At 54.4% G+C, this 21,189-nt stretch carries 17 protein-coding genes, 1 tRNA gene and 2 riboswitches; of the genes, 9 read left to right on the plus strand and 9 right to left on the minus strand.

Translation table 11 applies throughout. The features are described from left to right. Positions 1-68: 68 nt before the first annotated feature. Positions 69-286, minus strand: a riboswitch (cobalamin riboswitch). Positions 287-383: 97 nt separating this feature from the next. Continuing rightward, positions 384-600: riboswitch (cobalamin riboswitch) on the plus strand. Between the two features lie 128 nt (positions 601-728). The 3 genes from QWU00_RS03160 to QWU00_RS03170 all read left to right on the plus strand — a co-directional run bounded on the left by QWU00_RS03160 (position 729) and on the right by QWU00_RS03170 (position 4,720). Beyond that, entirely contained in the window at positions 729-1,142 is a 414-nt protein-coding gene (locus QWU00_RS03160) for a hypothetical protein (protein WP_035380382.1), read from the plus strand. Between the two features lie 63 nt (positions 1,143-1,205). Then, positions 1,206-3,272: a TonB-dependent receptor plug domain-containing protein gene (locus QWU00_RS03165; protein WP_052051370.1), complete on the plus strand. Its 2,067-nt coding sequence runs from the start codon at positions 1,206-1,208 to the stop codon at positions 3,270-3,272. Continuing rightward, on the plus strand, positions 3,272-4,720 hold the full coding sequence (locus QWU00_RS03170) for a PepSY domain-containing protein (protein WP_262411404.1): 1,449 nt from the start codon (positions 3,272-3,274) through the stop codon (positions 4,718-4,720). The genes QWU00_RS03165 and QWU00_RS03170 overlap by 1 nt, the downstream gene beginning before the upstream one ends. Before the next feature lie 146 nt (positions 4,721-4,866). On the opposite strand, the gene QWU00_RS03175 is transcribed toward QWU00_RS03170, so the two are convergent. Both QWU00_RS03175 and QWU00_RS03180 read right to left on the minus strand, forming a co-directional pair. Further along, positions 4,867-5,643, minus strand: coding sequence for an RBBP9/YdeN family alpha/beta hydrolase (locus QWU00_RS03175; RefSeq protein WP_052051371.1), 777 nt, complete (start codon positions 5,641-5,643; stop codon positions 4,867-4,869). 36 nt (positions 5,644-5,679) lie between these two features. Beyond that, the gene (locus tag QWU00_RS03180) at positions 5,680-6,336 is read right to left on the minus strand and encodes a peroxiredoxin (RefSeq protein WP_035380384.1); all 657 of its coding nucleotides are present in this window, start codon (positions 6,334-6,336) and stop codon (positions 5,680-5,682) included. Positions 6,337-6,496: 160 nt separating this feature from the next. Between QWU00_RS03180 and QWU00_RS03185 the strand changes: the two genes are divergently transcribed. Further along, a complete protein-coding gene (locus QWU00_RS03185) occupies positions 6,497-6,673 on the plus strand; it encodes a hypothetical protein (RefSeq protein WP_156105416.1) in 177 nt (58 codons plus the stop codon). A 25-nt stretch (positions 6,674-6,698) separates the two neighbouring features. Here QWU00_RS03185 and QWU00_RS03190 read toward each other — a convergent pair whose 3' ends face one another. The 3 genes from QWU00_RS03190 to betC form a co-directional block, all read right to left on the minus strand. After that, positions 6,699-7,766, minus strand: coding sequence for an MFS transporter (locus QWU00_RS03190; protein WP_035380386.1), 1,068 nt, complete (start codon positions 7,764-7,766; stop codon positions 6,699-6,701). A gap of 77 nt (positions 7,767-7,843) precedes the next feature. Next, complete coding sequence (locus QWU00_RS03195) at positions 7,844-10,234, minus strand: TonB-dependent receptor (protein ID WP_166443795.1); 2,391 nt, start codon at positions 10,232-10,234, stop codon at positions 7,844-7,846. 7 nt (positions 10,235-10,241) lie between these two features. Next, positions 10,242-11,774, minus strand: coding sequence for a choline-sulfatase (gene betC / locus QWU00_RS03200; RefSeq protein WP_035380388.1), 1,533 nt, complete (start codon positions 11,772-11,774; stop codon positions 10,242-10,244). A 118-nt stretch (positions 11,775-11,892) separates the two neighbouring features. On the opposite strand from betC, the gene QWU00_RS03205 reads away from it, so the two are divergent. After that, positions 11,893-12,825, plus strand: a complete 933-nt coding sequence (locus QWU00_RS03205) for a LysR family transcriptional regulator (protein ID WP_035380390.1) — start codon at positions 11,893-11,895, stop codon at positions 12,823-12,825. Between the two features lie 380 nt (positions 12,826-13,205). Here the strand turns inward: QWU00_RS03205 and QWU00_RS03210 are convergent, their stop codons facing one another. Both QWU00_RS03210 and QWU00_RS03215 read right to left on the minus strand, forming a co-directional pair. Continuing rightward, the gene (locus QWU00_RS03210; RefSeq protein WP_035380392.1) at positions 13,206-15,995 is read right to left on the minus strand and encodes a bifunctional aconitate hydratase 2/2-methylisocitrate dehydratase; all 2,790 of its coding nucleotides are present in this window, start codon (positions 15,993-15,995) and stop codon (positions 13,206-13,208) included. A 644-nt stretch (positions 15,996-16,639) separates the two neighbouring features. Further along, positions 16,640-16,729: transfer RNA gene (locus QWU00_RS03215), tRNA-Ser, on the minus strand. A gap of 215 nt (positions 16,730-16,944) precedes the next feature. On the opposite strand from QWU00_RS03215, the gene rplU reads away from it, so the two are divergent. The 4 genes from rplU (at position 16,945) to proB (ending at position 20,025) form a co-directional block, all read left to right on the plus strand. Continuing rightward, the gene (rplU, locus tag QWU00_RS03220; protein WP_006559166.1) at positions 16,945-17,259 is read left to right on the plus strand and encodes a 50S ribosomal protein L21; all 315 of its coding nucleotides are present in this window, start codon (positions 16,945-16,947) and stop codon (positions 17,257-17,259) included. Between the two features lie 48 nt (positions 17,260-17,307). After that, positions 17,308-17,577 (plus strand): 50S ribosomal protein L27, encoded by a 270-nt coding sequence (gene rpmA, locus QWU00_RS03225; RefSeq protein WP_006559167.1) that lies wholly within the window; start codon positions 17,308-17,310, stop codon positions 17,575-17,577. A 109-nt stretch (positions 17,578-17,686) separates the two neighbouring features. Beyond that, positions 17,687-18,709 carry a GTPase ObgE gene (gene obgE, locus QWU00_RS03230; RefSeq protein WP_035380397.1) on the plus strand — a complete coding sequence of 341 codons (1,023 nt, stop codon included), beginning with the start codon at positions 17,687-17,689 and terminating at the stop codon, positions 18,707-18,709. A gap of 185 nt (positions 18,710-18,894) precedes the next feature. Further along, positions 18,895-20,025: a glutamate 5-kinase gene (gene proB, locus QWU00_RS03235; RefSeq protein WP_035380398.1), complete on the plus strand. Its 1,131-nt coding sequence runs from the start codon at positions 18,895-18,897 to the stop codon at positions 20,023-20,025. 40 nt (positions 20,026-20,065) lie between these two features. Here proB and QWU00_RS03240 read toward each other — a convergent pair whose 3' ends face one another. Further along, positions 20,066-20,731 (minus strand): hypothetical protein, encoded by a 666-nt coding sequence (locus QWU00_RS03240; RefSeq protein WP_035380516.1) that lies wholly within the window; start codon positions 20,729-20,731, stop codon positions 20,066-20,068. An 86-nt stretch (positions 20,732-20,817) separates the two neighbouring features. Then, a complete protein-coding gene (locus tag QWU00_RS03245; protein ID WP_006559171.1) occupies positions 20,818-21,090 on the minus strand; it encodes a DUF2312 domain-containing protein in 273 nt (90 codons plus the stop codon). Between the last annotated feature and the right edge of the window lie 99 nt (positions 21,091-21,189).

The raw sequence follows: 21,189 nt of genomic DNA on the forward strand, positions 1-21,189 counted from the left end.
AACATCACCGCGGTGGAGACGAGAGAGCTTCGCCTCGCCCCCGAATCACCCCGTTCGGCGGCTCCGTCCGTGACTTTTCTGCAATGGCAGGTCTCCTGGCTTGCTGGTCAACGGTGTGATGGATACCTTCCCGAACACCCGAAGGGGTATTCAGTGGCGTCATGTTTCCAAAAAACCTCACAGCGCACAGTTGCGGGGGCAGCACCGGCTTTTAACCGTTTTCCCTCTTAGCCTTGCAGCATCCCGGCAAGAGGAGGCTGAAGGCACCATAGCGATAGGCTGATAGACACAAACCCGTGAATTTTGTCAACGTGCGCGACATTTTTCCGAGCACTTCCCCAGTCTGCAAAGAATATTGCGGACTGCCCCATTTGTGTGCATTAGTTTGCTCACTTGTCGACAGTCCCGTGCGAACGGGCGAACAGGGAATGCCGTACGCCTTAGAGACCAAGGGCAAGTCGGCAGCTGCTCCCGCAACTGTATGCGGTATGGGTCTGATTTTTCCGCTGCAAAAGCGGGCCACTGGTGTCACCACCGGGAAGGCTGAATCAGAACCGATTATCCGCGAGCCAGGAGACCTGCTGTCGTCGTCTGACCGTGCCGCCGGGCGGGATGTACCGGAGGCTGGAGAGCGTACTGTGCAATATGCCGCTGTGTGGTGTCTGTCTCATGCCTTGAAAAACGCAAGGCTTTGTTCCTGCTTTAGCTGGCGGGGAGATTTCTGAGAGATGATACCCGGTTTTCCTTCTCCACCCCGCGCCCGCACACCGCATGATGGTCTGCATCCGCTGGTGCGCACCATGATTGAACGCTGCCCGTCCCGTACGGATGCACTCAGGGCGGCCCTTATGGCGCACATGCCACCGCCCAATACAGAACCGGACATTGTTCAAAGCGGTTACAGCATTTTTATGAAAACCTTCGGCCCCTGCCCCCGCCCGTACCAGGACAGAGGCACTGCACTGGAAGCCGCTTTTCGGCCCATGCTGGCCCATGCCCTTGATCTTCTGGACGCGCTACCGCCCAAGCTGGCCTTTCAGACCACGAAAGACGCAGAGCATATTGTGCAGACATATGTCACGGTGCACTGGACAGTTGGGGCTAGAGCCGCCGCCATGGCGCTTTATGATGGCGTGACCTGAACCACGTTCTCTGATCCTGTCACGCATTTCCCGTTAAACTGCCTTGCTCCGGTTGCTCCCCTCATGCCCGCACCCCCTTTTATCAGCCTCACCTTTCTGGTGTGGTTCCTTACTTCTGGCACTTTGCTGGCCGCAGAAAACACCGCCCCTTCCGCCATGCCGGCACACGTGACAAAAAATAAATATGGTTCCAAAAAGAAGAGACTACAGCATGAACATCTGACTGTGGTGGGGCATTCTCTTGAAGACACGCTCCCTGAACACCTTGCCCGCTCAGGGGTAAAAGTGGATGTTGTTCGGGCGCAAGCCATACGCAACGGAAACTATGTTGATGTGGCTCAGGCTCTCTCCGCCCTCGCGCCCTCCATGTCCGTCGCGCTCAAGAATGGTCCTTTCGATTACGCGGATGTTTCCCTTATGGGCTCACGCACCGAAGATGTGCTCTGGTTAGTGGACGGGGTGCGGATCAACAACCGCCTCTACGGTAGCACCCCGCCCCTTGATACACTGCCAGCCGCCATTGTTGACAGAATCGAAATTCTGGATGGAGGCCAGTCCCTTTTTTATGGCACGCAGGCCGTAGCGGGGGCGGTGAATATTGTTACCCGTCCTTTTTCCGATCATCTCACCGGCCAGATAACCGCATCTGGAGACAGCAACACCGGCAGACATCTTGACGGGTATCTGGCCAATGCGATTGGGAAACATCGTTTTGTTGTCTATGCCTCGGGGGACGGAACAGACGGCTATCGCGCGTTTCGGAAACAGGATTATCAGCCTAGCGCAACACATCGGGACCGTAAATATTCCGTTTATACCGTTGGCGCAAAATACAATGTGGACATTACGTCAAAACTCAATCTGACAGCCACCTACCAGCATACCATTGCCAACCTGGACTATGCCCGCCCTTACCGGGTGGCAAAAAATACAAATGACCGGGTGGAAGATCTTGCCACGCTCAAACTGGATTTTCATCCGCTGGAGCGTCTGAATTTCTATGTGAAAGGGTATTACCATAACTGGGATACCCATTATGACACGATTTATAATGATCTAGAGCACCCCGGCCAACGTGATGTGCTCTACCGCAATGCCTATTGGGGGTATGAAGATTACGGCGTCAATGTGCTTGGGCGCGCCATCCTGCATCGGGGGCTGGAAGCATGGTTCGGCTATGACATGCAACGCTATGGGGGGCAGGACAACGTTCTGCGTATTCTTCCGCAAACGGAAATGACCAACGCAGGCTTTGCACAACTCAGAATGACCCCAGACCTGCTTCCTCATGCCCATATTGCCGCGGGTTTCCGTTACAACAGCCCCACTACCGGACGCTCAGCCACAATCTGGAATGTGGTAGGGCGATATGATCTCCCCTTCAATCTGTATGCAAGAGGTGAAGTGGGCACCAACTTCCGCCTGCCGACGGCTGAAGAACTGTTTGCTGATGATCCGCAGGATGAAAGAGGTAACCCGAACCTCAAGCCCGAAAGAAGCCTGAGTGCCAATTTCTCCCTTGGCCAACGCCTGCAAAGTGGCCGTTTTGGAATACACTGGGACCTGACAGGCTTTGTTCGGCGGATTGATAATCTGATTGACTACACAACCTTTGATGAAAAAACCGGCCAGGAGGTTTTTGGTAACGAGAACGGAACCGTACATGTGAACGGTGTCAGCATTTCAGGGGGAATGGAATTCAACCATAGTTTTTCATGGGACACCGCCTTTACATGGAACCACGCCCGCCAGAATAACGGGTTGCAAATGGTGCAGATTCCCCGCAGCCTCGTTAAAACCAGTCTGGATTACCACCCAAAGGATCTGCCTTTTGGGTTAACCGCAACATTTGTTTATACGGGGTCACAATATATCTCTGTTTCGGGGCAGAGAATAAACTATGGCAATTACCCTGTTCTGAATGTGTCGGGCCGTTATTATATTGATAAGGAGCGCCGCCACACCTTGAATTTCAGCATTCAGAATCTGACTGGCGCGGAATACGGCAGACCAAGCCGTGGGTGCAAAGATACATCGGCTGATGGTCCGTACGGATGCTCCCTCCCTTATCGGTATGTTTCTCTTGGGTGGCCACGCACGTTTCAGCTTGCCTATACCTATCGGTTCTGATGCCCAGATTAACAAAATTGGCTTTACGCACCTTATATCTTACCCACAGGTGGGCCGGAATCTGCATGGGCCTGCTTATGGTTTCATGGTGCGCTTCTGGCATTGTCATGCTCTGGCACGGATGGCCGCAACCGGATGAGAAAGCCCAGCAGGCCGTTTATGCTCCACTGCATCTGCCGGATACTCTGCCTGATATTCCCAGCCTGAGCGCGCCCAATGCTCAGTTCCGTGGGTTTCGCCTTGCCTCGATTGGAGATGAACCTGTTCTGACCCTCTATCCAGCCAAGGGTTCATCCTTCGCAGTTGATTTAAGGACAGGACACACTGGAACAATTACCCCAGAAGACGCCAGCGTCAGCGCTCGACGCTATGCGCAGGCCACCGGCACCTATCAGGAACCCGTTTTTGATGGAACCACCACGGATGACCAATGGGTGCTGGATACGCACGGACGGCAGGATGGTTTCCACCGCTACCGCTTTGAAGATATATCAAGAACTTATCTCTATGTTTCTCGCCTGACAGGCGATGTTGTGCAGGCCACCACGGCAGCATCCCGGCGCTGGGCTTGGGTTGGTGCCATTGCTCACTGGCTGTACCCGGCACTATTACGCAGGCATCCCGCTCTATGGCAGCAGGTTGTTATTGTTTTTTCGGGCATAGGCGTGTTCCTGACCATAACCGGGCTTTTGGTGGGGGTTTTACGCCTGCGCCGTAAATGGCCGTTTTCCTATTATCGACGCTGGCATCTTGTCCACCATCTTGGCGGCACAGTATTTGGCCTTCTGGCGTTATCCTGGATTACAACAGGATTACTGACCATGAACCCGGCTGGACTTTTTGAAAGTGAGCAGGCTCTTCTCTACCCGCAACGTGTGAGTGGCGCTGCGAATGGGCGCACTATTCAAACACTTCTTCAGAAACTCATCACCAACCACCCATCCGCATGGACGCAGGTTCAGGGTGTGGTTCTGGCCGACAAAGTGTCATTACGTGTTGAAAAAAGAGACGGTCACTCCGAGCGTTTGACCGCACAGCTTCAACCGGAACGTCTGACACCGGACATGCTGGAGAAGAGCCTGCACCAGCGGCATGTTCTTTCCCCACAGTCTGACCTCTCCCTCATAACGCGGCCCGATGCCTATTATTTTAACCATGCCACACGCATCCGCACCTTCCCCGTTCTGAAAGGGACCGCGCCTGATGGCACGCTTCTCTACCTGAACGCGCAAACCGGAGAACTGGTCGCAGCGTTTGATACCCCCGCCAAACAATCCCGATGGATTGTTTACGGGCTGCATGACCTTGACCTATGGGAGTGGCTCCGCAAACCGGTTGCAAGATGGACTATTGTTTTTCCACTCCTATGCGGTGTCCTGCTGATTTACCTTTCAGGCGTTATCATTGCCGCCAAACGCCTGAAGTGGAAAATGGGCAGAAGAACCTGATTAAATCATGATTTCCCGCAAGTTATATCCGTAAGGGATCATCAGCATAGCCCCTCGCTCTCCAGCAACATCCAGGGAAGAAACAAGGAGTGCCTACATTTCTATCAAGCGTAGCGCATGACGACGCCACGCACCCGGCATAACAGTTATTGCAGCACCTTTTTCTGCTGTTGGGAAACAGGTTGCCTGTCCAGTAAAATGCCTTGTGCCAAACGGTCGAGAAACAACAGACCATCCAGCCAGCAACCAATCTCACTGTGGTTGCCTATATGCCCAACACGCCCGGCATCCACAAAAGTGGCCCCCCAATAGCGCGCCAGAAAGCGGGCTCGGCGGACACTCAGCCATGGGTCATTTCTGCTGGCCACAACAAGGGCCGGAAAAGGCAGGTGAGATAACGGAACGGGGCTAAAAGCTTCCACCCGATGCGCATCTTCCTGCGGGCTGTTCTCCACGTCCGCCGGGGCCACCAGAAGCGCCCCGGCCACCTTTGACAGAAGCCCTTTGTGGGCAGCATGCACAGCCACAATACTGCCAAGACTGTGCGCCACAAGCAGAACAGGCTTTTTGCTACGGGCTACGGCGCTGGCAAGCTTTTTCAGCCAGCCATCATAAGAAGGCTTGGTCCAGTTTTCCTGCCGCACACGCCGTACAGCACAGTTATTCTGCGCAAACACCTTCTGCCAGCGAGATTGCCAATGCTTCGGCCCCGAACCATCCAACCCGGGCACAATCACAACCTCAAATGGCGCCAGGGAATAAGAAAGATGATGAAACACATCTTCCGGATCTGTGCTGATATCCCACAGTTTCCGCTCAATATGGCGGAGCGCTGTATGGTACGCAGCATTATCCCAAGGGGTGGCGGGAGATGACACGCGCTTTTCTCCCGCAGCATAAGTCAGGGGCTCATTCTTGTTCATCACAGAATGCCTTGCGTTATCGGGCGGAACCGAAAATCAGGGAACGGACGGTGTTTTGTGGTCTGCGGAAAGTTTGACCAACCGCAAATAGGGCTTGAGTGCCTTCCACCCTTGCGGAAACAGTTTCCGAGCCTCGTCATCACTCACGGATGGCGCAATAATCACCTCTTCACCCGCGCGCCACTCTGCTGGTGTGGTGACTTTCTGGCTGTCTGTCAGTTGCAGGCTATCCAGCACACGCAAAATCTCGTCAAAACTCCGCCCGGCTGAGGGAGGATACGTCAGTGTCAGTCTGATTTTCTTGTTGGGATCAATAATGAAAACACTCCGGACCGTTACTTTCGGGTCGGCTTCCGGGTGGATCATGCCATACAGGGTTGCCACCTTTTTATCGGCGTCTGCCAGAATGGGGAAATCAACCGTGCTGCCCTGCGTTTCGGCAATATCGGCTTCCCATGCGTTATGATCTTTCAGTTCATCCACAGACAAGCCCAGAACCTTTGTGTTCCGCCTGGCCCATTCTGGTGCAAGACGGGCCACCGCCCCCAGTTCCGTTGTGCAGACAGGCGTAAAATCCTTGGGGTGACTGAACAGAATACCCCAGTCAGACCCAAGCCATGAATGAAAATGAATAGGCCCTTGTGTGCTGTCCTGCACAAAATCCGGGGCCGTTTGTCCGAGTTGAATGGTCATATCCGCCGCTCCAAATCACATCAGGAAATATGAAATAAGTTAACCACATATTTTTGTCGTTGTAAAAATTATAATTCAATATATTTAAGTGGATTGAGAGAGGGAGAGTCTTACGCACAGGAGGCTCTTATGGCTTATTCTGAGCAAAGGAAACGCGTGTATGCTGAAAACAGCACTTTGGCCGGGAATTGTCGTGGTCAGTTTCTTGCTTGTGGCAAGTGGTCTGGTTGCATCCCAACCTGATGCAAAATCAGCCATGCTCTCTCTTTCTCAAGCCACATCATGCCTGTTTCAATATGACGTAGTACAAACCACGTTTGAAACCGCAGCACGCTAAGAAGAGCGGACTGAAGCGCGTTCTTTTATTCCCCGTCTTTTCCAAAAGGTTTCACAAAAGATGTGCCAACACTTGAAACAAGACAAAGCAGGAAACTGAGCACCCCTATCCACGCATAATGGCCGGCTGTACCCGCAAACCCCGCCAATAACGTTGTGCCTGCCTGTGAGAGCATCCATGCCCCGCCGGAGCGGGCCGCCAGCCGCCCAGATGGGTCCACCAGGCACGTTAGCCCCACAAGACTGGGATAAATAAAGAACCACAGCGCATAATTTAACGAAAACGCAGCGCAAAATAGTGTTTTGGAAGGTGGCCACGCCTGAAGAATGCAGATCAGGCCCGTAATGACAATGGTAGGGGCCAGAAACCGCATACTGGATGCGGTGCGGCTGAGTCTGACACTCGCCAGACAAACACCCAGCCCCAATATGTTTGCGAAAGCCGAGAGCGTGCCAAAGGCTGCCGGAACCAGTCCGATTGAAGCCGCAATCCGCTCCGTGAACGGCCATACGGCCAAGCTTCCCCCTGTGTAACATAATACGGCCAGCAGGGCTGCAGCCTCCTTGCCAGACATCTGCGCCCTGCTGTGGGCCACCGTTGGGGTTTTGCCGTGTGTATCTGGCAACAGAAGCATCAGGGGGGCCAACACAAGCACAATACACGCCAGCGTCAGGAAAATACCGGCCTGCCCGGCCGCTGTCCCAATATAGGGCAGGAAGAGGCTGGACGCCGAAAAAACGATGGTCTGCACCACCATGACAAAAGACAGCACAAAAACGGGACTGCCCAGCCGGCTGGCGCCAATGTTTACCACTGCGTTCAGCGCACCAAGCCCCAAGCCAGAGAGCACCCGCAGACCCAGCAAACCCCAGAACACATGCATGACGGCGGAGGATGCCTGCGCCACAATAACAGCCCCAGCGGCCATGAGCGCCAGAGAGCGCAACCGCACGCGAGCGGCATAGGAGGCAATGCCGGTCATGGCCACAGCGTAGGAGAGCATTTCCACGCAACTCCACACACCTGCCTGCACAACACTGACCTGATGGCTCTTAACCAGTTCTCCCACAGCAAAAGGGCCAAGCGAATTCATGCTGTGCGCTGCACAATCCGCCGCGCTGATAGCCGCTAACGCCCAAAAACCAATTGTACGCGAGGAGCCAGACACCCCTACAAAGCCCGCATGACTTCAAAGCCGAATGACCGTAAGTCACCGGGGTATCTGCTGATATTACGGTTAAAAAACCCGCCAAATGCGTTTGTGTATGTCATCTGGTTTGTAATGTTATGTAACCAGAAAGCAACTTCAGTTTTTTCATCCACGGAGTGCCAGGCTATCCTGACGTTACCCGTAATAACCGGCTTTTGAGAAAAGGCGCGACGCACCAATGCCTGCGTCTGGGGTGAGGCCAGAAAAGCCGCCGGTGTAGAAGGATGCACATCAGACCATGCCTGAAACCGGTAACGGCTTGTGTAGCGCCAGTCTGTCTGGAGTGTAAAATCGCCAAAAGAAACGGGAATTTTATAGCTTAACAGAAAGTTGCTTGTCACATGGGGCGCCCGCTCCAGTGGCTGGCCGGAAAGATCCACCGGATTACCGCCATTGATAGGCGCAGGAGCACTGGCATTCCGAAAACTGGTGTAATGTGCATCCTGATAAGAGACACCAAACGAGCCGAACAGATTTTCCATCGGGCGCACCTGCCCTTCAAATTCAAACCCATTGGAAACGGCACGTGCCGCATTTGTTGTATGGGTGCCAGTATTTTGCAGGATTGTTACCTGCATGTTGTTATAATCATAATGGAAGCCAGACAGGTTTAGCTGCGCCTTGCCGCGCCACAGCCGCGCCTTGAAGCCCCCTTCATAATCCGTGAGCACTTCAGGGTTATACAGGCTGAAATCAGAGGCCGTTGCAACGTAGGTGTTGTAATTGCCCGTCCGGAATCCACGCGCATACCGAAGATACCCGATAATGCCATGCGAGAAGCGATATTTCAGGCTTGCATCTTCACTGTCCCGATTAAAGGTTTTCTTCAAAGGTGGCCCACTGATGGCCTGCCCTGTTGCAGGGTCAATAAAGGTGCCTGTATTGGTGTTAATATAAGTCAGCGCACGGTTGCCCGCATAATAAGGGTTGGAATCCTGAGTGTTATAGGCCCATGCCTCGCCATTGGCATTGCGTGTTTCGGATGTAAAGCGGCCGCCAATATCAAGTGTCAGACGGCGTGTAAGATCAAACGACAAGGCCGAGAAAACAGCCGCATCCTGTGTGTTGATATTAAAACTGGACGCGTTACCGTTCGCCCCGAAATCAATAGGGCTGTAGAGAGGCTGCTGACTGTAGGATTGCGTCATGTTTCGTAAATAATATACCCCGCCAATATAGCGTATTTTCTTGTTCTGAGGAGATGCAACACGAATTTCGTTACTTAAAACACGCCCAACCCCACCAATGTTTTCCTGATAATCAACAGGGGCCGGGCTGGCATCATCATCTGAAAAAACGTTGAAGTGATTCCATTCCAACGCAAAAATGTTGCTCAGGCTCCAGCCGCCCGCAAAGTCATACCGTGCGTTGACGGAAAGTCCTGCCCGCCGGGTTGTGGCATCCGTGCGACCATTGTTCTGAATATTCCTGCGGGACCCTTGAGCATAGCCCTGCGCATCCACTCCGCCTTCCAACAACCCCACATGATCAATAGGCACTTCCGTTCTGTTACGCCCGATATGCCCCTTTATCAGAATGGAAAAATTATCAACCGGCTTGGCCAGAATCTGGCCACGCATATCATAATACTGGTAGCCCCCGGTTGGGTTTTTGTGCGTTCCGTTATAATATTGCCCATCCATACGCCTGTTAACTATGGCAAAACGCGCCATCAATTTATCTTTGATAATAGGGCCGCCAATCGCTCCTTCCTCACCCAGAAGGCCATAGTTGCCTGCTGTGCCACGCACATACCCATCCAGCGTGTTGGTTGGCTTTTTAGTGTAGTAGGACACCATGCCGGCGGTTGTGTTCTTGCCCTGCAACGTGCCTTGCGGGCCACGAAAGACTTCCACATGGTCCAGATCATAAATCGGTACGCCTTGGGAGGCACCACTATCCAGAAACACTTCATCCTCAGAAACACCAACGGCTGTTGTCATGTTTGCTGAAAAATCGTTCGTGCCGATCCCGCGCAGGCGGTAGCGTGGATTTGTGGAACCAGACGTACTTTCCGCCATCAGACCTGGAATATCTCGCGCTAGAGAAAGCGCATCCCGCACCCCTGTTGTCTGAAGGGTCTTGCCGGTTAACGCCACGATGGAAGCCGGCGTGTTGTTGGCCTGCTGCGTACGCCTGTTTGAGCGCACGGTAATTTCTTCCAGACTGGCAGACCCTTTTTTATGAGGCATACCGGCTGATGCCTTCTGCGTGCTCTGCTTTTGCGGCACGGCTCTCTGCGCCGGGAAGACCTGATACCGCTCGGTTTCTGCGGCATACGCGCTGCACGTGGCCCCGACAGAAACAGCCAGAATAAATGTGGTCCGATACGGAAGGCGATAAAACACCATGACGATATTACCCGATACCCTGTGGCAACAGCCGAGCTTCCGCCTCAAGCTGCTCCAAAGGTCTGTGATTTCTGATATAAGCGCGATGCGCATTGGCAGGAGGCTGATAATCCCATGAGGTACAGCGCCCCGTGGCCAGCGCGCGCTTGACAAGTGCGCGCCGCTGTTGGCTCAGCAGCACACTTTCGGTAAGTTTCCCAAAATCCCAGCGCTGCAAAGCTTCAGTCCGGAATGCATGGGCTATGGCCGCATAAGCCGGAACCTGCGCAAGGTTCCGCTCTTCATCTCTATCTTCCGAAAGATCATATAGTTGATCAGGATCACCCGGTGTATGGATAAACTTCCATTTCTCCCGCCGGATCATGACCGTGGGTTCAAATGTGCCTTCCCCAAGATATTCTCCAAACACCTCATCCACGCCCCATTCCTGCCCTTTCAGCAAGGGGGTCAAATCCCGCCCATCTGTCTGCGGGGCAGCCGCGGCTCCCGCCAGCGCACAGAGTGTCTCCCCCACATCTGTCAGGTTGACGGCCTGTGTTATACGCAAAGGCTGATCATCATCAGGGGTGGACATAATAAGCGGAATACGGCCAGCACCTTCGCGGAAAGACATCTTATACCACTGCCCATGCTCGCCCAGCATTTCACCATGGTCGCTGGTGAAAACAATGGAGGTGGTTTTGTCCAAACCCGTTTCCCGCAGCACCGCCAGCAACTGGCCAAGCTGATGGTCCACATAAGAAATGGCTCCGTAATAAGCCCGTCTGGCGCGCAGGATATCCGCATTGGAAGGCGGCTGGGCTTCAATGCCACAGGCCGCGCGAATACGGTCTTCCGATGGATGAGCCTCCACTGCGGCAGGAACATTTGGCAGTGAAATTTCACTGTCAGCATACAGATCCCACCAGCGCGGTTCGATATTGAATGGATCATGTGGGTGAGTGAAGGAGACAACCATGCAGAAGGGGCGCGTGTCTTCCCGCTTACGCGCCAGATCAAACAGTTTGCGCCGGGCCGCATAGGCAACTTCTTCGTCAAAATCAATCTGGTTACTGCGCAATACCGGCCCTGCATTTAGAACGGAATCCATAGAATGGAACCAGTCAGGCCGGTCGGTCTTATCCTGCCAGTTGGGAACCCACGTGAAATCTGATGGATAAATGTCTGTTGTCAGGCGTTCCTCAAACCCATGAAGCTGATCAGCCCCGACAAAATGCATTTTGCCGGCCAGAATGGTTTGATACCCGGCATTACGCAGCCTATGCCCAAAGGTGGGAATATCTGAATGCCATTCACACCCATTATCAAAAATACCACTATGTGACGGTAAAAGGCCGGTCATGAACGCCCCGCGTGAAGGCCCGCAGAGGGGGCTTGCCGTGTAAGCGTTGGCAAACACCTTCCCCCGTCTGGCAAGGGACTCCAGAACAGGAGCCTTAACAGGCGAAGGGTCACGCCCGCCCAGTAGCGCGGGCAGCGCCAAGGCCGTTAGCTGATCCGCCACCACAACCAGAAAATTCAGAGGAGTGCCTTTTGTCACGGTATCGTTTCCATAGTCTTATTTAACGATTTGAAATAGTTTTTCAATCAAAAATAAACACATAATGTTTGTTGTTTGTGATGTATCTACGTACATATGTGTGATATAAGCCTGGGTTATGACACCCAATCAGGTAGAATATCTTCTGCGTTCCCTGCGGCTGCTTGAAACCGTAGGCCGATGCGGCAGCTTCAGTGCGGCCGCACTTGAATTGGGCATGTCTCAGCCCGCCGTAAGCCAGCAAATTGCACAACTGGAGAAAATTCTGGGGGTCACGCTGTTTGAGCGCCGCCATAGAGGCGTTTCTTCAACCGATAACGGGAAGGCCCTTTACACAACGGTGACGGAAGTTCTCAGCAAGATCCACACCGTTATGGACAAGATATATGAACAGAATACACGTGAAAAACTGACAGTCCTGACTGACTATGGCTTCGCGGCCAACTGGCTCCTTCCCCGCCTGTCTGATTTTGAAGAGCAGTGCCCTGATGTGGATATCAGCCTGCTGACCACTCAGGTCCAGCAGGACAGGAAGCCAGACCAGCACACTCCACCAGCCGATTTATCCATTCTGTTTGGAGAAAAACCACAGGTTCCGGAACAGGAATCCTTCTGCCTTTTCAGCGAAGAAATTTATCCGGTTTGCAGCCCTAATTATCTTGAACAGGCAGGCCCGTTTACAAAACATGTAGATATTGCACGCGGCCGCCTTCTGCACCTGAGCGGCCCTGACCGGAAATGGTTTACATGGGAAGACTGGTTCAAAGCCGTTAGCCTTCCAACTCGTTCCTCAATTCCCCTTAAAAATTCTCTCTCTTTTGGAAACTACCCTCTTCTCCTTCAGGCTGTGCTGCAAGGGCAAGGGATCGGATTAGGTTGGAGGCCACTGATTGATGATCTTCTTGGAACAAAACAGATTGTTCCTATTTATGCAGAGCCGCTAAGAAGTAGCCGCGGATATTTTGTCTCTGTCATTCAAAAGAAAAAGGAACACACAGCCTTTTTTATTGAATGGATTATCAGAGAAGCCCAAAAAAATGCTGCCATTTAGGATGAAAGAAGCGGGCACGAGAATGACCGCAGAAAAAAGCCCTTCCTTGCCTCCAAAGCGTTCATAAATGTTACGCCTTGATCCCCTTGGCCCAAAGACCTTTTCGGCTGCCATCATACGTAAAAATGCGCTCTTTAGGGTATAGCAATATACCGTGCCATCATTAAAAATGATCGAAGAACTCTTACCCATGATTTTCGCTATAGAGCAATATTAATGGGTGGTGATCATCATTTAACTTGAAAGATGGATTCTGGAATTATCCAGCTTGGTCGCGGTTACGAAACCAGGTGCGGATAACACCTGGTTTCGTATCTAGGCGCAACAAGATATCAAACGGAGTTTTTACTGCTCCGAATGATCAGATCCAAGCCTGGCCCTTAGTAATGCACGGACAAAGAGTCGAGCGGGGCAACTTTTGGTGGAGCGAACTTGGTGAGTTCGATCCCTTCAACCGCAGCCTTATATTCCTCCTTGGTCGGCATCCGACCAAGAATTGCCGACAATACGACAACAGGGGTTGAGGCCAGCAGGGATTCACCCTTCTTATCACCAGAGTCCTCAACAACACGCCCCTGGAACAGACGGGTCGAAGTTGCCAAAACGGTATCGCCCTTTTCTGCCTTTTCCTGATTCCCCATGCAGAGGTTACAGCCAGGACGTTCCAGATAGAGGATGTTCTCGTATTCGGTCCGTGCGTTGGCCTTCGGGAGCAGGTCACTGAATTCGAAACCGGAATAGCGTTCCAGGATCTCCCAGTCCCCTTCCGCCTTCAGCTCATCAATGATGTTGTAAGTCGGCGCAGCAACAACCAGCGGTGCCTTGAATTCTACCTTTCCCTGCGCTTTCTCAAGATTCTTGAGCATCTGCGCCACGATTTTCATATCGCCTTTGTGCACCATGCAGGAGCCCACAAAGCCAAGATCTACTTTTTTATTGCCACTGTAGTAGGAAACCGGGCGGATCGTATCATGGGTGTAACGCTTGGACACATCCGGGTTATTGACATCCGGATCGGCAATCATCGGCTCGTTGATCTCGTCGAGATCAACCACCACTTCGGCAAAATATTTCGCATTGTCATCGGGGGCCAGCGCAGGCTTTTCACCCGACCGTATCTCGGCAATGCGTTTATCCGCTTTGGCGATCAGACCCTTCAGTGTGCCTGCGGCATTCTCCATGCCTTTGTCAATCATGATCTGGATGCGCGACTTGGCAATTTCCAGAGATTCTATAAGCGGCTCATCCTGCGAAATACAGATCGCCGCTTTTGCCTTCATCTCTGCTGTCCAGTCAGTGAAAGTGAAGGCCTGATCGGCAAGCAGCGTCCCGATATGCACTTCAATGACACGCCCCTGAAAAACGTTGTCGCCGCATTGCTTGAGCATCTGCGCCTGGGTCGCGTGCACCACGTCACGGAAGTCCATATACGGCTTCGTCGTGCCTTTGAACGTGACCTTGACCGATTGCGGGATCGGCATCGTCGCCTCACCAGTGGCCAGTGCCAGCGCCACGGTGCCAGAGTCGGCACCAAAAGCCACGCCCTTGGACATACGGGTATGGCTGTCACCACCGATAATGATCGCCCAGTCATCCACAGTGATGTCGTTCAGCACCTTGTGAATCACATCCGTCATCGCGTGATAGACGCCCTTCGGGTCACGCGCGGTGATCAGGCCGAAGTTGTTCATGAATTTCATGAGCTTCGGGATATTTGCCTGTGCCTTCTTGTCCCACACGGATGCTGTATGGCAGCCCGACTGGTATGCACCATCCACAAGAGGCGAAATGACGGTGGCCGCCATCGCTTCAAGTTCCTGCGCGGTCATCAGACCGGTTGTGTCCTGAGAGCCGACAATATTCACCTTCACGCGAACATCCGACCCCGCATGCAGGGTCTTGCCCGGCGTTACGCCAACGGCGTTGCGATTAAAGATCTTCTCGACTGCGGTTAGACCCTGACCGTCAACCGTAATTTCCTTATTGGGCGCAAAAACCCGTGGTGCCTCAATCCCCAGCGTCTGAGCCGCAAATGTCTGGAGCTTCTTGCCAAAAACGATAGCGTAAGAACTACCGGCCTTCATGAACTCCATCTTCTGGGGTGTGAAAGACGCAGCAATATCGACCAGTTCCTTGCCATTCTCGTCACGGAGCTGCTTGTTCTTCACATCAATTGTCAGAACAGTGCCGGTCGCAACAGAATATTTCTGCTCAAGAACAGGATTACCATCCTTATCCAGAACTGGTTTACCGTCTTCGCCGGTCTTCCTGACCCAGTTTTTCAGGTTCAGACCGATGCCGCCGGTCACATCAACTGTGGTTGCAAAAATAGGCGAGATGCCATTCGTCCCTGCGACAATAGGGGCGAAGTTAACGAAGGGCACATAGGGGCTGGCCCGCTTACCGGTCCAGAGCGCCACGTTGTTCACGCCCGACATACGGGAGGAACCAACGCCCATCGTGCCCTTTTCCGCAATCATCATCACGCGCGCATCGGGGTGCTGCTTCTGCAGCGCAACGATTTCCTTCTGTGCTGCGGGCGAGATCATGCATTGGCCGTGCAGTTCGCGATCCGAGCGGGAATGCGCCTGATTGCCCGGTGACAGAAGATCAGTCGAGATATCGCCTTCAGCCGCGATAAAGGTCACAACCTTGATTTCGTCTTCAACGTCCGGAAGCTTGGTGAAGAACTCAGCCTTGGCATAGCTCTCGAGCACGTCCTTCGCGACGGCATTACCCGCCTTGAAGGCATCACGCAGCCGGAACATGTCTGCATCATAGAGGAATACCTGCGTCTTCAGCACCTCGCCCGCCTGCTTGGCGATGGGGCCGTTATCCCCCAGAGCAACGTCCAGAAGCACCTTGACCGACGGGCCGCCTTTCATATGCGAAAGCAGTTCGAGGGCAAAATTCGGCGTGATCTCCGGAACAACCGTTTCGCCCAAAACGATCTTCTTCAGGAAGTCCGCCTTCACACCTGCAGCACTCGTGGTGCCGGGCAACGTGTTGTAAATGAAGAACTTGAGGGCATCGGCCCGGTGCTCGTTACCGGGCTCCTCAATCAACGTAATAATGTCACGAACGAGACCGCCATCGTCGATTGGCTTGGGAGCAAGCCCCTGACTTTCTCTGTCCTTGATTTCGATCAGGTAATCTGAGTAGGCGTTCATCGCAATCCCAACATCATTGAGGTGTATGGACCTGAAACATGGCCCTGCAAACCAGCTTTTGATAGCTTGGACTGATCCCAGCTACACCGGCATTTGTCATGTCAATTTTCCGGCACTGGACATAGACTCAACCTATAAAATGGTGGCTCCGTTCAGGCCATGCAGAGAGACCTATTACTTAAAGCAATGACACCCAATTGATAGCTGCATATCAGAACACAACGTCAGAATAGTCATATCTCAAGCAGTTCAATGCCCCCTACCGGCCCCCTGAGGGGCAAAAACGCCTGCCCCGTTTAAAAAACATTCAGAGAGACAGCAGACAGAACCAGCGCTCATTGTCTGCCTAGCTTGAAATCAGGCCATGAGGACGTCAAACGGACACCTTGTGAACACCCCACGTATGAAAACCACTCAAAGCCGAAAGGGTGCGGGCTGAGATCATGAGCCAGAGGGGAGTATAAAAACTTGCCTTAGTATAGGATTCTGGACGCCTGACATCACCAACAATAATCAGCATTTGTTATTGAATTACTGTTTTGTCGTTACCGCTTAATAAAGAAACAATATATGCAGCCCGCAGAAACCTGCGATTTGTTGTGAGAAATCTCTACTGGATATACCAACGCCTTAGCGCGACAGACTGGCGGAGAGGGAGGGATTCGAACCCTCGGTACGATTGCTCGCACAACGGTTTTCGAGACCGCCCCGTTCGACCGCTCCGGCACCTCTCCGTGAAGCTGGCTTATAAGCGGGCTTGAATGAGCGTGCAAGCGGGATGCTGTGCATGTTTTTGTTGACGGAGGCCACTGCAAACATTTAAAAGGCCGCACCACTCCCCACAGAGGGAGGCATGCCGCCTGTGCGGCACAAGAACAAAAAGCGTCCAGACCACTCGCCTGCATACCGCCGCGGGAGGTTGAGAGATCGGAAAGAGAGACCGTTTATTATGTTCGCAGTTATCCGCACCGGCGGCAAGCAGTATCGGGTTGAGCCCAACATGGTGCTCAAGGTTGAAAAACTGGAAACCGAAGCTGGCGCAACCATCACGTTTGATGAGGTTCTTGCCGTAGGTGGCGAAGGCACCACCACCATTGGCGCCCCCACCGTAGCTGGCGCAAAGGTGACGGCAACCGTCATCGCTCAGGACCGCCTCAAGAAGGTCATCATCTTCAAGAAGCGCCGCCGGCAGAACAGCCGCCGCAAGAATGGTCACCGTCAGCCGGTTACCGTTCTGCGCATTCAAGAGATCAACGCCGCCTGAATCCCGCATCAGGGTTCAAGAGCAGGCAAGACCAGGAGGACTTAGGTCATGGCACAAAAGAAAGCTGGCGGTTCATCCCGCAACGGGCGCGATAGCGCCGGACGCCGCCTTGGCGTCAAGAAATTTGGTGGCGAACAGGTTGTTGCCGGTAACATCATCATCCGCCAGCGCGGCACGAAGATGAAGCCGGGCGCAAACGTTGGTGTTGGTCGTGACCACACCATCTTCGCTCTGATTGATGGCAGCGTTCGCTTTGAACGTCGCGCTGAAGGCCGCGTGCACGTTTCTGTTGATGCGCTGCCGGCTGCTGCTGAATAAGCATCAAGCACCCCTGCTGCGCGTTATACCCGTGGCCGGAATGGCGAAAGGGGCCGGTCCTCAGGATCGGCCCCTTTTCCTGTTTTGGCACTGAAAGTACCCTTACCCCATGAAGTTTCTTGATCAGGCAAAAATCTATGTCCGTTCGGGCGATGGTGGAGACGGCGTAACCGCCTTCCGCCGGGAGAAGTACATTGAGTTCGGCGGACCGGACGGTGGAAATGGTGGCCGCGGTGGCGACATCATTTTTGAAGCCGTGCCCAACCTGAACACCCTGATCGACTTCCGCTACACCCAGCATTTTCGCGCCCGCAAAGGCGGAAACGGTGCAGGGTCAGACCGCACGGGGGCCGCAGCACAGCCCGTTATCATCAAGGTGCCCATCGGCACCCAGATCATGGATGATGACCGCGAGACTCTGCTGGCTGACCTGGATGAGGCTGGCAAGCGCGTAACCCTGTGCCGTGGCGGAGATGGCGGGTTTGGGAACGCCAACTTCAAGACCAGCACCAATCGCGCCCCTCGCCGCTCGGACAAAGGCTGGCCGGGTGAGGAACGCTGGGTATGGCTGCGCCTGAAGCTGATTGCGGATGTGGGCCTTGTGGGCATGCCCAATGCCGGCAAATCCACCTTCCTGTCTGTTGTCTCCGCCGCCCGCCCGAAAATTGCGGATTATCCCTTTACCACCCTGCACCCGCAGCTTGGGGTTGTTCGCCTCTCCATGACGGAAGAGTTCGTGGTCGCGGATATTCCGGGGCTGATTGAAGGCGCGCATGAAGGCACAGGCCTTGGAGACCGCTTTCTGGGCCATGTGGAACGCTGCGCCGTGCTGCTGCACCTGATTGACGGTGCTGCGGGCAATGTTGTGGATGCGTGGCGCACCATTCGCCATGAACTGACGGAATATGGTGGCGGTCTGGCTGAAAAGCCGGAAATTATTGCGCTAAACAAGAATGATGCCATGACCCCGCAGGAAGCTTCAGCACGCCGCCGAGCGCTGGAAAAAGCCAGTGGCGCACCCGTCATGCTGATTTCTGCCGCCTCCCGCCAAGGGGTGCCGGAACTGCTGCGGACCATTCAGGATCGCGTCACGCTTATTCGTCGGGAGGAAGCGGAAAACGCCGCCTCCTGACAGACCCAGACCAACACCTGAAAACCGGCACAAGAATACGGGAAGAGGATAAGGCATCGCACAACTGTTTCACCCCCACCTTGGGGTGTAAACGGACATATTCCGGCCCTGTGGATACTCGCAGCGGGCGGGATATGCTTTAACCCTCTCCGGTAAAGGCCACACTGCCAGTAACGGATTCTTCCATGACCGGACGCCCCACTCCCCCTTCCCTCTCTTCCGCACGGCGGCTTGTTGTCAAAATTGGCAGCGCGCTGGTGGTGGATGCGGAAAACGCCGCCCCTCGGCAGGCGTGGCTGGCCAGTGTTGCGGAAGATATCGCCCTGCTGAGAAAACAGGGAACGGACGTTACGGTTGTCTCCTCCGGCGCCATTGCGTTGGCCCGCCACACACTGGGGCTAACCAACGGACCACTGCGTCTTGCAGAAAAACAGGCTGCTGCGGCTGTCGGTCAAATCAGTCTGGCGCAGGCCTGGAGCCATGCTCTTTCTGCACAGGGTTTAACAGCCGCCCAGCTTCTGCTGACGCCCGAAGATACGGAAGACCGCAAGCGCTACCTGAACGCTCGTGCCACACTGGAAACCCTGCTGGGCCTTGGGTGTGTACCCGTCATCAACGAGAACGACACCATTGCCACGGCTGAAATCCGCTTTGGAGACAATGATCGTCTGGCCGCCCGCGTGGCGCAGATGACGGATGCCGATCAGCTTGTTCTGCTCTCTGACATTGATGGACTGTATACAGCAGACCCACGCACAGATCCCACCGCCACCCATCTGCCAGTGATTGAAACACTGACGCCTGATATTGAAGCCATGGGAGGCGAACCACCGCCCGGCTATTCTTCGGGCGGAATGCGCACCAAACTGCTGGCGGCCAGCATTGCAACACGCTCAGGCTGCGCAATGGCCATTGCGTTGGGCAAGACACACCACCCCCTGCGCGCGTTGCTTGAAGGAGCCCGCTGCTCCTGGTTCCTGCCGCAGACCTGTAGCCAGACAGCCCGCAAACAATGGATTGCAGGCAGCCTGACCCCGGCTGGCGAGATCATGATTGACCTGGGCGCGGCAGATGCCCTGAACCATGGCGGCTCCCTGCTACCTGCCGGTGTGAAAGGCGTGAAGGGAGACTTTACGCAAGGTGATCTGGTTGTAGTGATTGACGAGAGCGGGCGCATTCTGGCCCGTGGCCTGACATCCTACGATGCGGATGACGCCCGGCGGATTGCGGGCCATCGCTCATCGGAACTGGCAGGCATTCTTGGCTGGCAGGGCCGTGACGAGATCATTCACCGTGATGATATGGTGATGGTCTGACACCCCGGCATAGAGCGCCGGGGAATTTTTTAAAGCCACCCTATTCCTGAATGGAAGGTCTGCCCGGCGGCCAGTTCAGCATCGGCTCCGTGCGGCCTGTTTCAGGATCATGACGTCTGGGTGTGTGAAGATCTTCCCGCTCACGGGAGAAATCCGGGCGGTAGGGCGGCTGATTGGCATCAGGTGCCAGATCCCGCCGCCGGATATGCGCCTGCGGTTCGGCACGCTCTTCTTCCCGCTCAGACACTGGTTCGTGCCAAGGCATCCGGCGCGTGGACAGAGGAGAGGAACGTTCCGAGGCAACGTGCGGTGCAGGAGGCGCATCCTGCCGCGGTTCATAGGCGTCTGAAACGCGCGGCGCACGCAGCGGCCCCAGAACCGGTGGTGACGGCGGCCCCGCAGGGCGCGCAGGTTCGGGAGGACGCACTTCTTCCACCACAGCCTGTCCGGGTGGTTGGGGCCGGTCATACATATCCCGTGACAGACGGCCTGTTTCCACACCCTGCACAGATGCCAGACGCAGGGAAATGGCCCGCACATCTGCATGCAGTTCCTGCACAAGCAGTTCAAGCTCCGCCAGACGCCCTTTTACGCCAAACACGGCAAAGGGCATCATGAGGAAGCCGAGGCCAAACACAATCCCCACCGCCATGAGCACAAGCTGCGCCCAGAGTGGCATCCAGTCAGGAAAAGACAGTGACATCATAAACAGCAGACCCCACGCGCCATTTTTCCGCACGTTTCCCTAGCAGTTTCCATCAGGAAATACGCCATCAGGAGCCGTGCAGCCCGTTACATGCCCAATGCACGACGATAGATATCAAGCAGGGTTTCCTGCTCCTCAATTTCTGCGGGCTCCTGCTTGCGCAGACGGATGATCTGTTTGATCACCTTTACATCAAACCCGGCGGACTTTGCTTCTGTAAAGATATCCTTGATATCCCCGGCCAGCGCCTTGCGTTCTTCTTCCAGACGCTCAACCCGTTCAATAATGCTACGCAGCCGGTCTGCGGCAATGCCACCTACAGCGGCGTCTTCCCCACCGGAAAAACCTTCGTTATCCATGCGTCAGTCCCCCTGTTTGCTTGCCATGCTCAGGCCATCAGGCGTGCAGCCACGCTGCCCGCACGACCTGTGCACCAAAGCGGCGGGCTTATCGCGCGC

The sequence above is a fragment of the Acetobacter tropicalis genome (assembly GCF_030644465.1).
GTDB lineage: Bacteria > Pseudomonadota > Alphaproteobacteria > Acetobacterales > Acetobacteraceae > Acetobacter > Acetobacter tropicalis.

Excerpts from the sequence above, each read along its gene's own strand:
- rplU (WP_006559166.1), top strand. The coding sequence starts at position 16,945 with ATGTTCGCAGTTATCCGCACCGGCGGCAAGCAGTATCGGGTTGAGCCC.
- QWU00_RS03205 (WP_035380390.1), top strand. The coding sequence starts at position 11,893 with ATGACACCCAATCAGGTAGAATATCTTCTGCGTTCCCTGCGGCTGCTT.
- QWU00_RS03165 (WP_052051370.1), top strand. The coding sequence starts at position 1,206 with ATGCCCGCACCCCCTTTTATCAGCCTCACCTTTCTGGTGTGGTTCCTT.
- QWU00_RS03160 (WP_035380382.1), top strand. The coding sequence starts at position 729 with ATGATACCCGGTTTTCCTTCTCCACCCCGCGCCCGCACACCGCATGAT.
- QWU00_RS03175 (WP_052051371.1), bottom strand. The coding sequence starts at position 5,643 with ATGAACAAGAATGAGCCCCTGACTTATGCTGCGGGAGAAAAGCGCGTG.
- QWU00_RS03180 (WP_035380384.1), bottom strand. The coding sequence starts at position 6,336 with ATGACCATTCAACTCGGACAAACGGCCCCGGATTTTGTGCAGGACAGC.
- QWU00_RS03210 (WP_035380392.1), bottom strand. The coding sequence starts at position 15,995 with ATGAACGCCTACTCAGATTACCTGATCGAAATCAAGGACAGAGAAAGT.
- QWU00_RS03240 (WP_035380516.1), bottom strand. The coding sequence starts at position 20,731 with ATGATGTCACTGTCTTTTCCTGACTGGATGCCACTCTGGGCGCAGCTT.
- QWU00_RS03245 (WP_006559171.1), bottom strand. The coding sequence starts at position 21,090 with ATGGATAACGAAGGTTTTTCCGGTGGGGAAGACGCCGCTGTAGGTGGC.
- QWU00_RS03190 (WP_035380386.1), bottom strand. The coding sequence starts at position 7,766 with ATGAATTCGCTTGGCCCTTTTGCTGTGGGAGAACTGGTTAAGAGCCAT.
- rpmA (WP_006559167.1), top strand. The coding sequence starts at position 17,308 with ATGGCACAAAAGAAAGCTGGCGGTTCATCCCGCAACGGGCGCGATAGC.
- obgE (WP_035380397.1), top strand. The coding sequence starts at position 17,687 with ATGAAGTTTCTTGATCAGGCAAAAATCTATGTCCGTTCGGGCGATGGT.
- QWU00_RS03195 (WP_166443795.1), bottom strand. The coding sequence starts at position 10,234 with ATGGTGTTTTATCGCCTTCCGTATCGGACCACATTTATTCTGGCTGTT.
- QWU00_RS03170 (WP_262411404.1), top strand. The coding sequence starts at position 3,272 with ATGCCCAGATTAACAAAATTGGCTTTACGCACCTTATATCTTACCCAC.
- QWU00_RS03185 (WP_156105416.1), top strand. The coding sequence starts at position 6,497 with ATGCTGAAAACAGCACTTTGGCCGGGAATTGTCGTGGTCAGTTTCTTG.
- proB (WP_035380398.1), top strand. The coding sequence starts at position 18,895 with ATGACCGGACGCCCCACTCCCCCTTCCCTCTCTTCCGCACGGCGGCTT.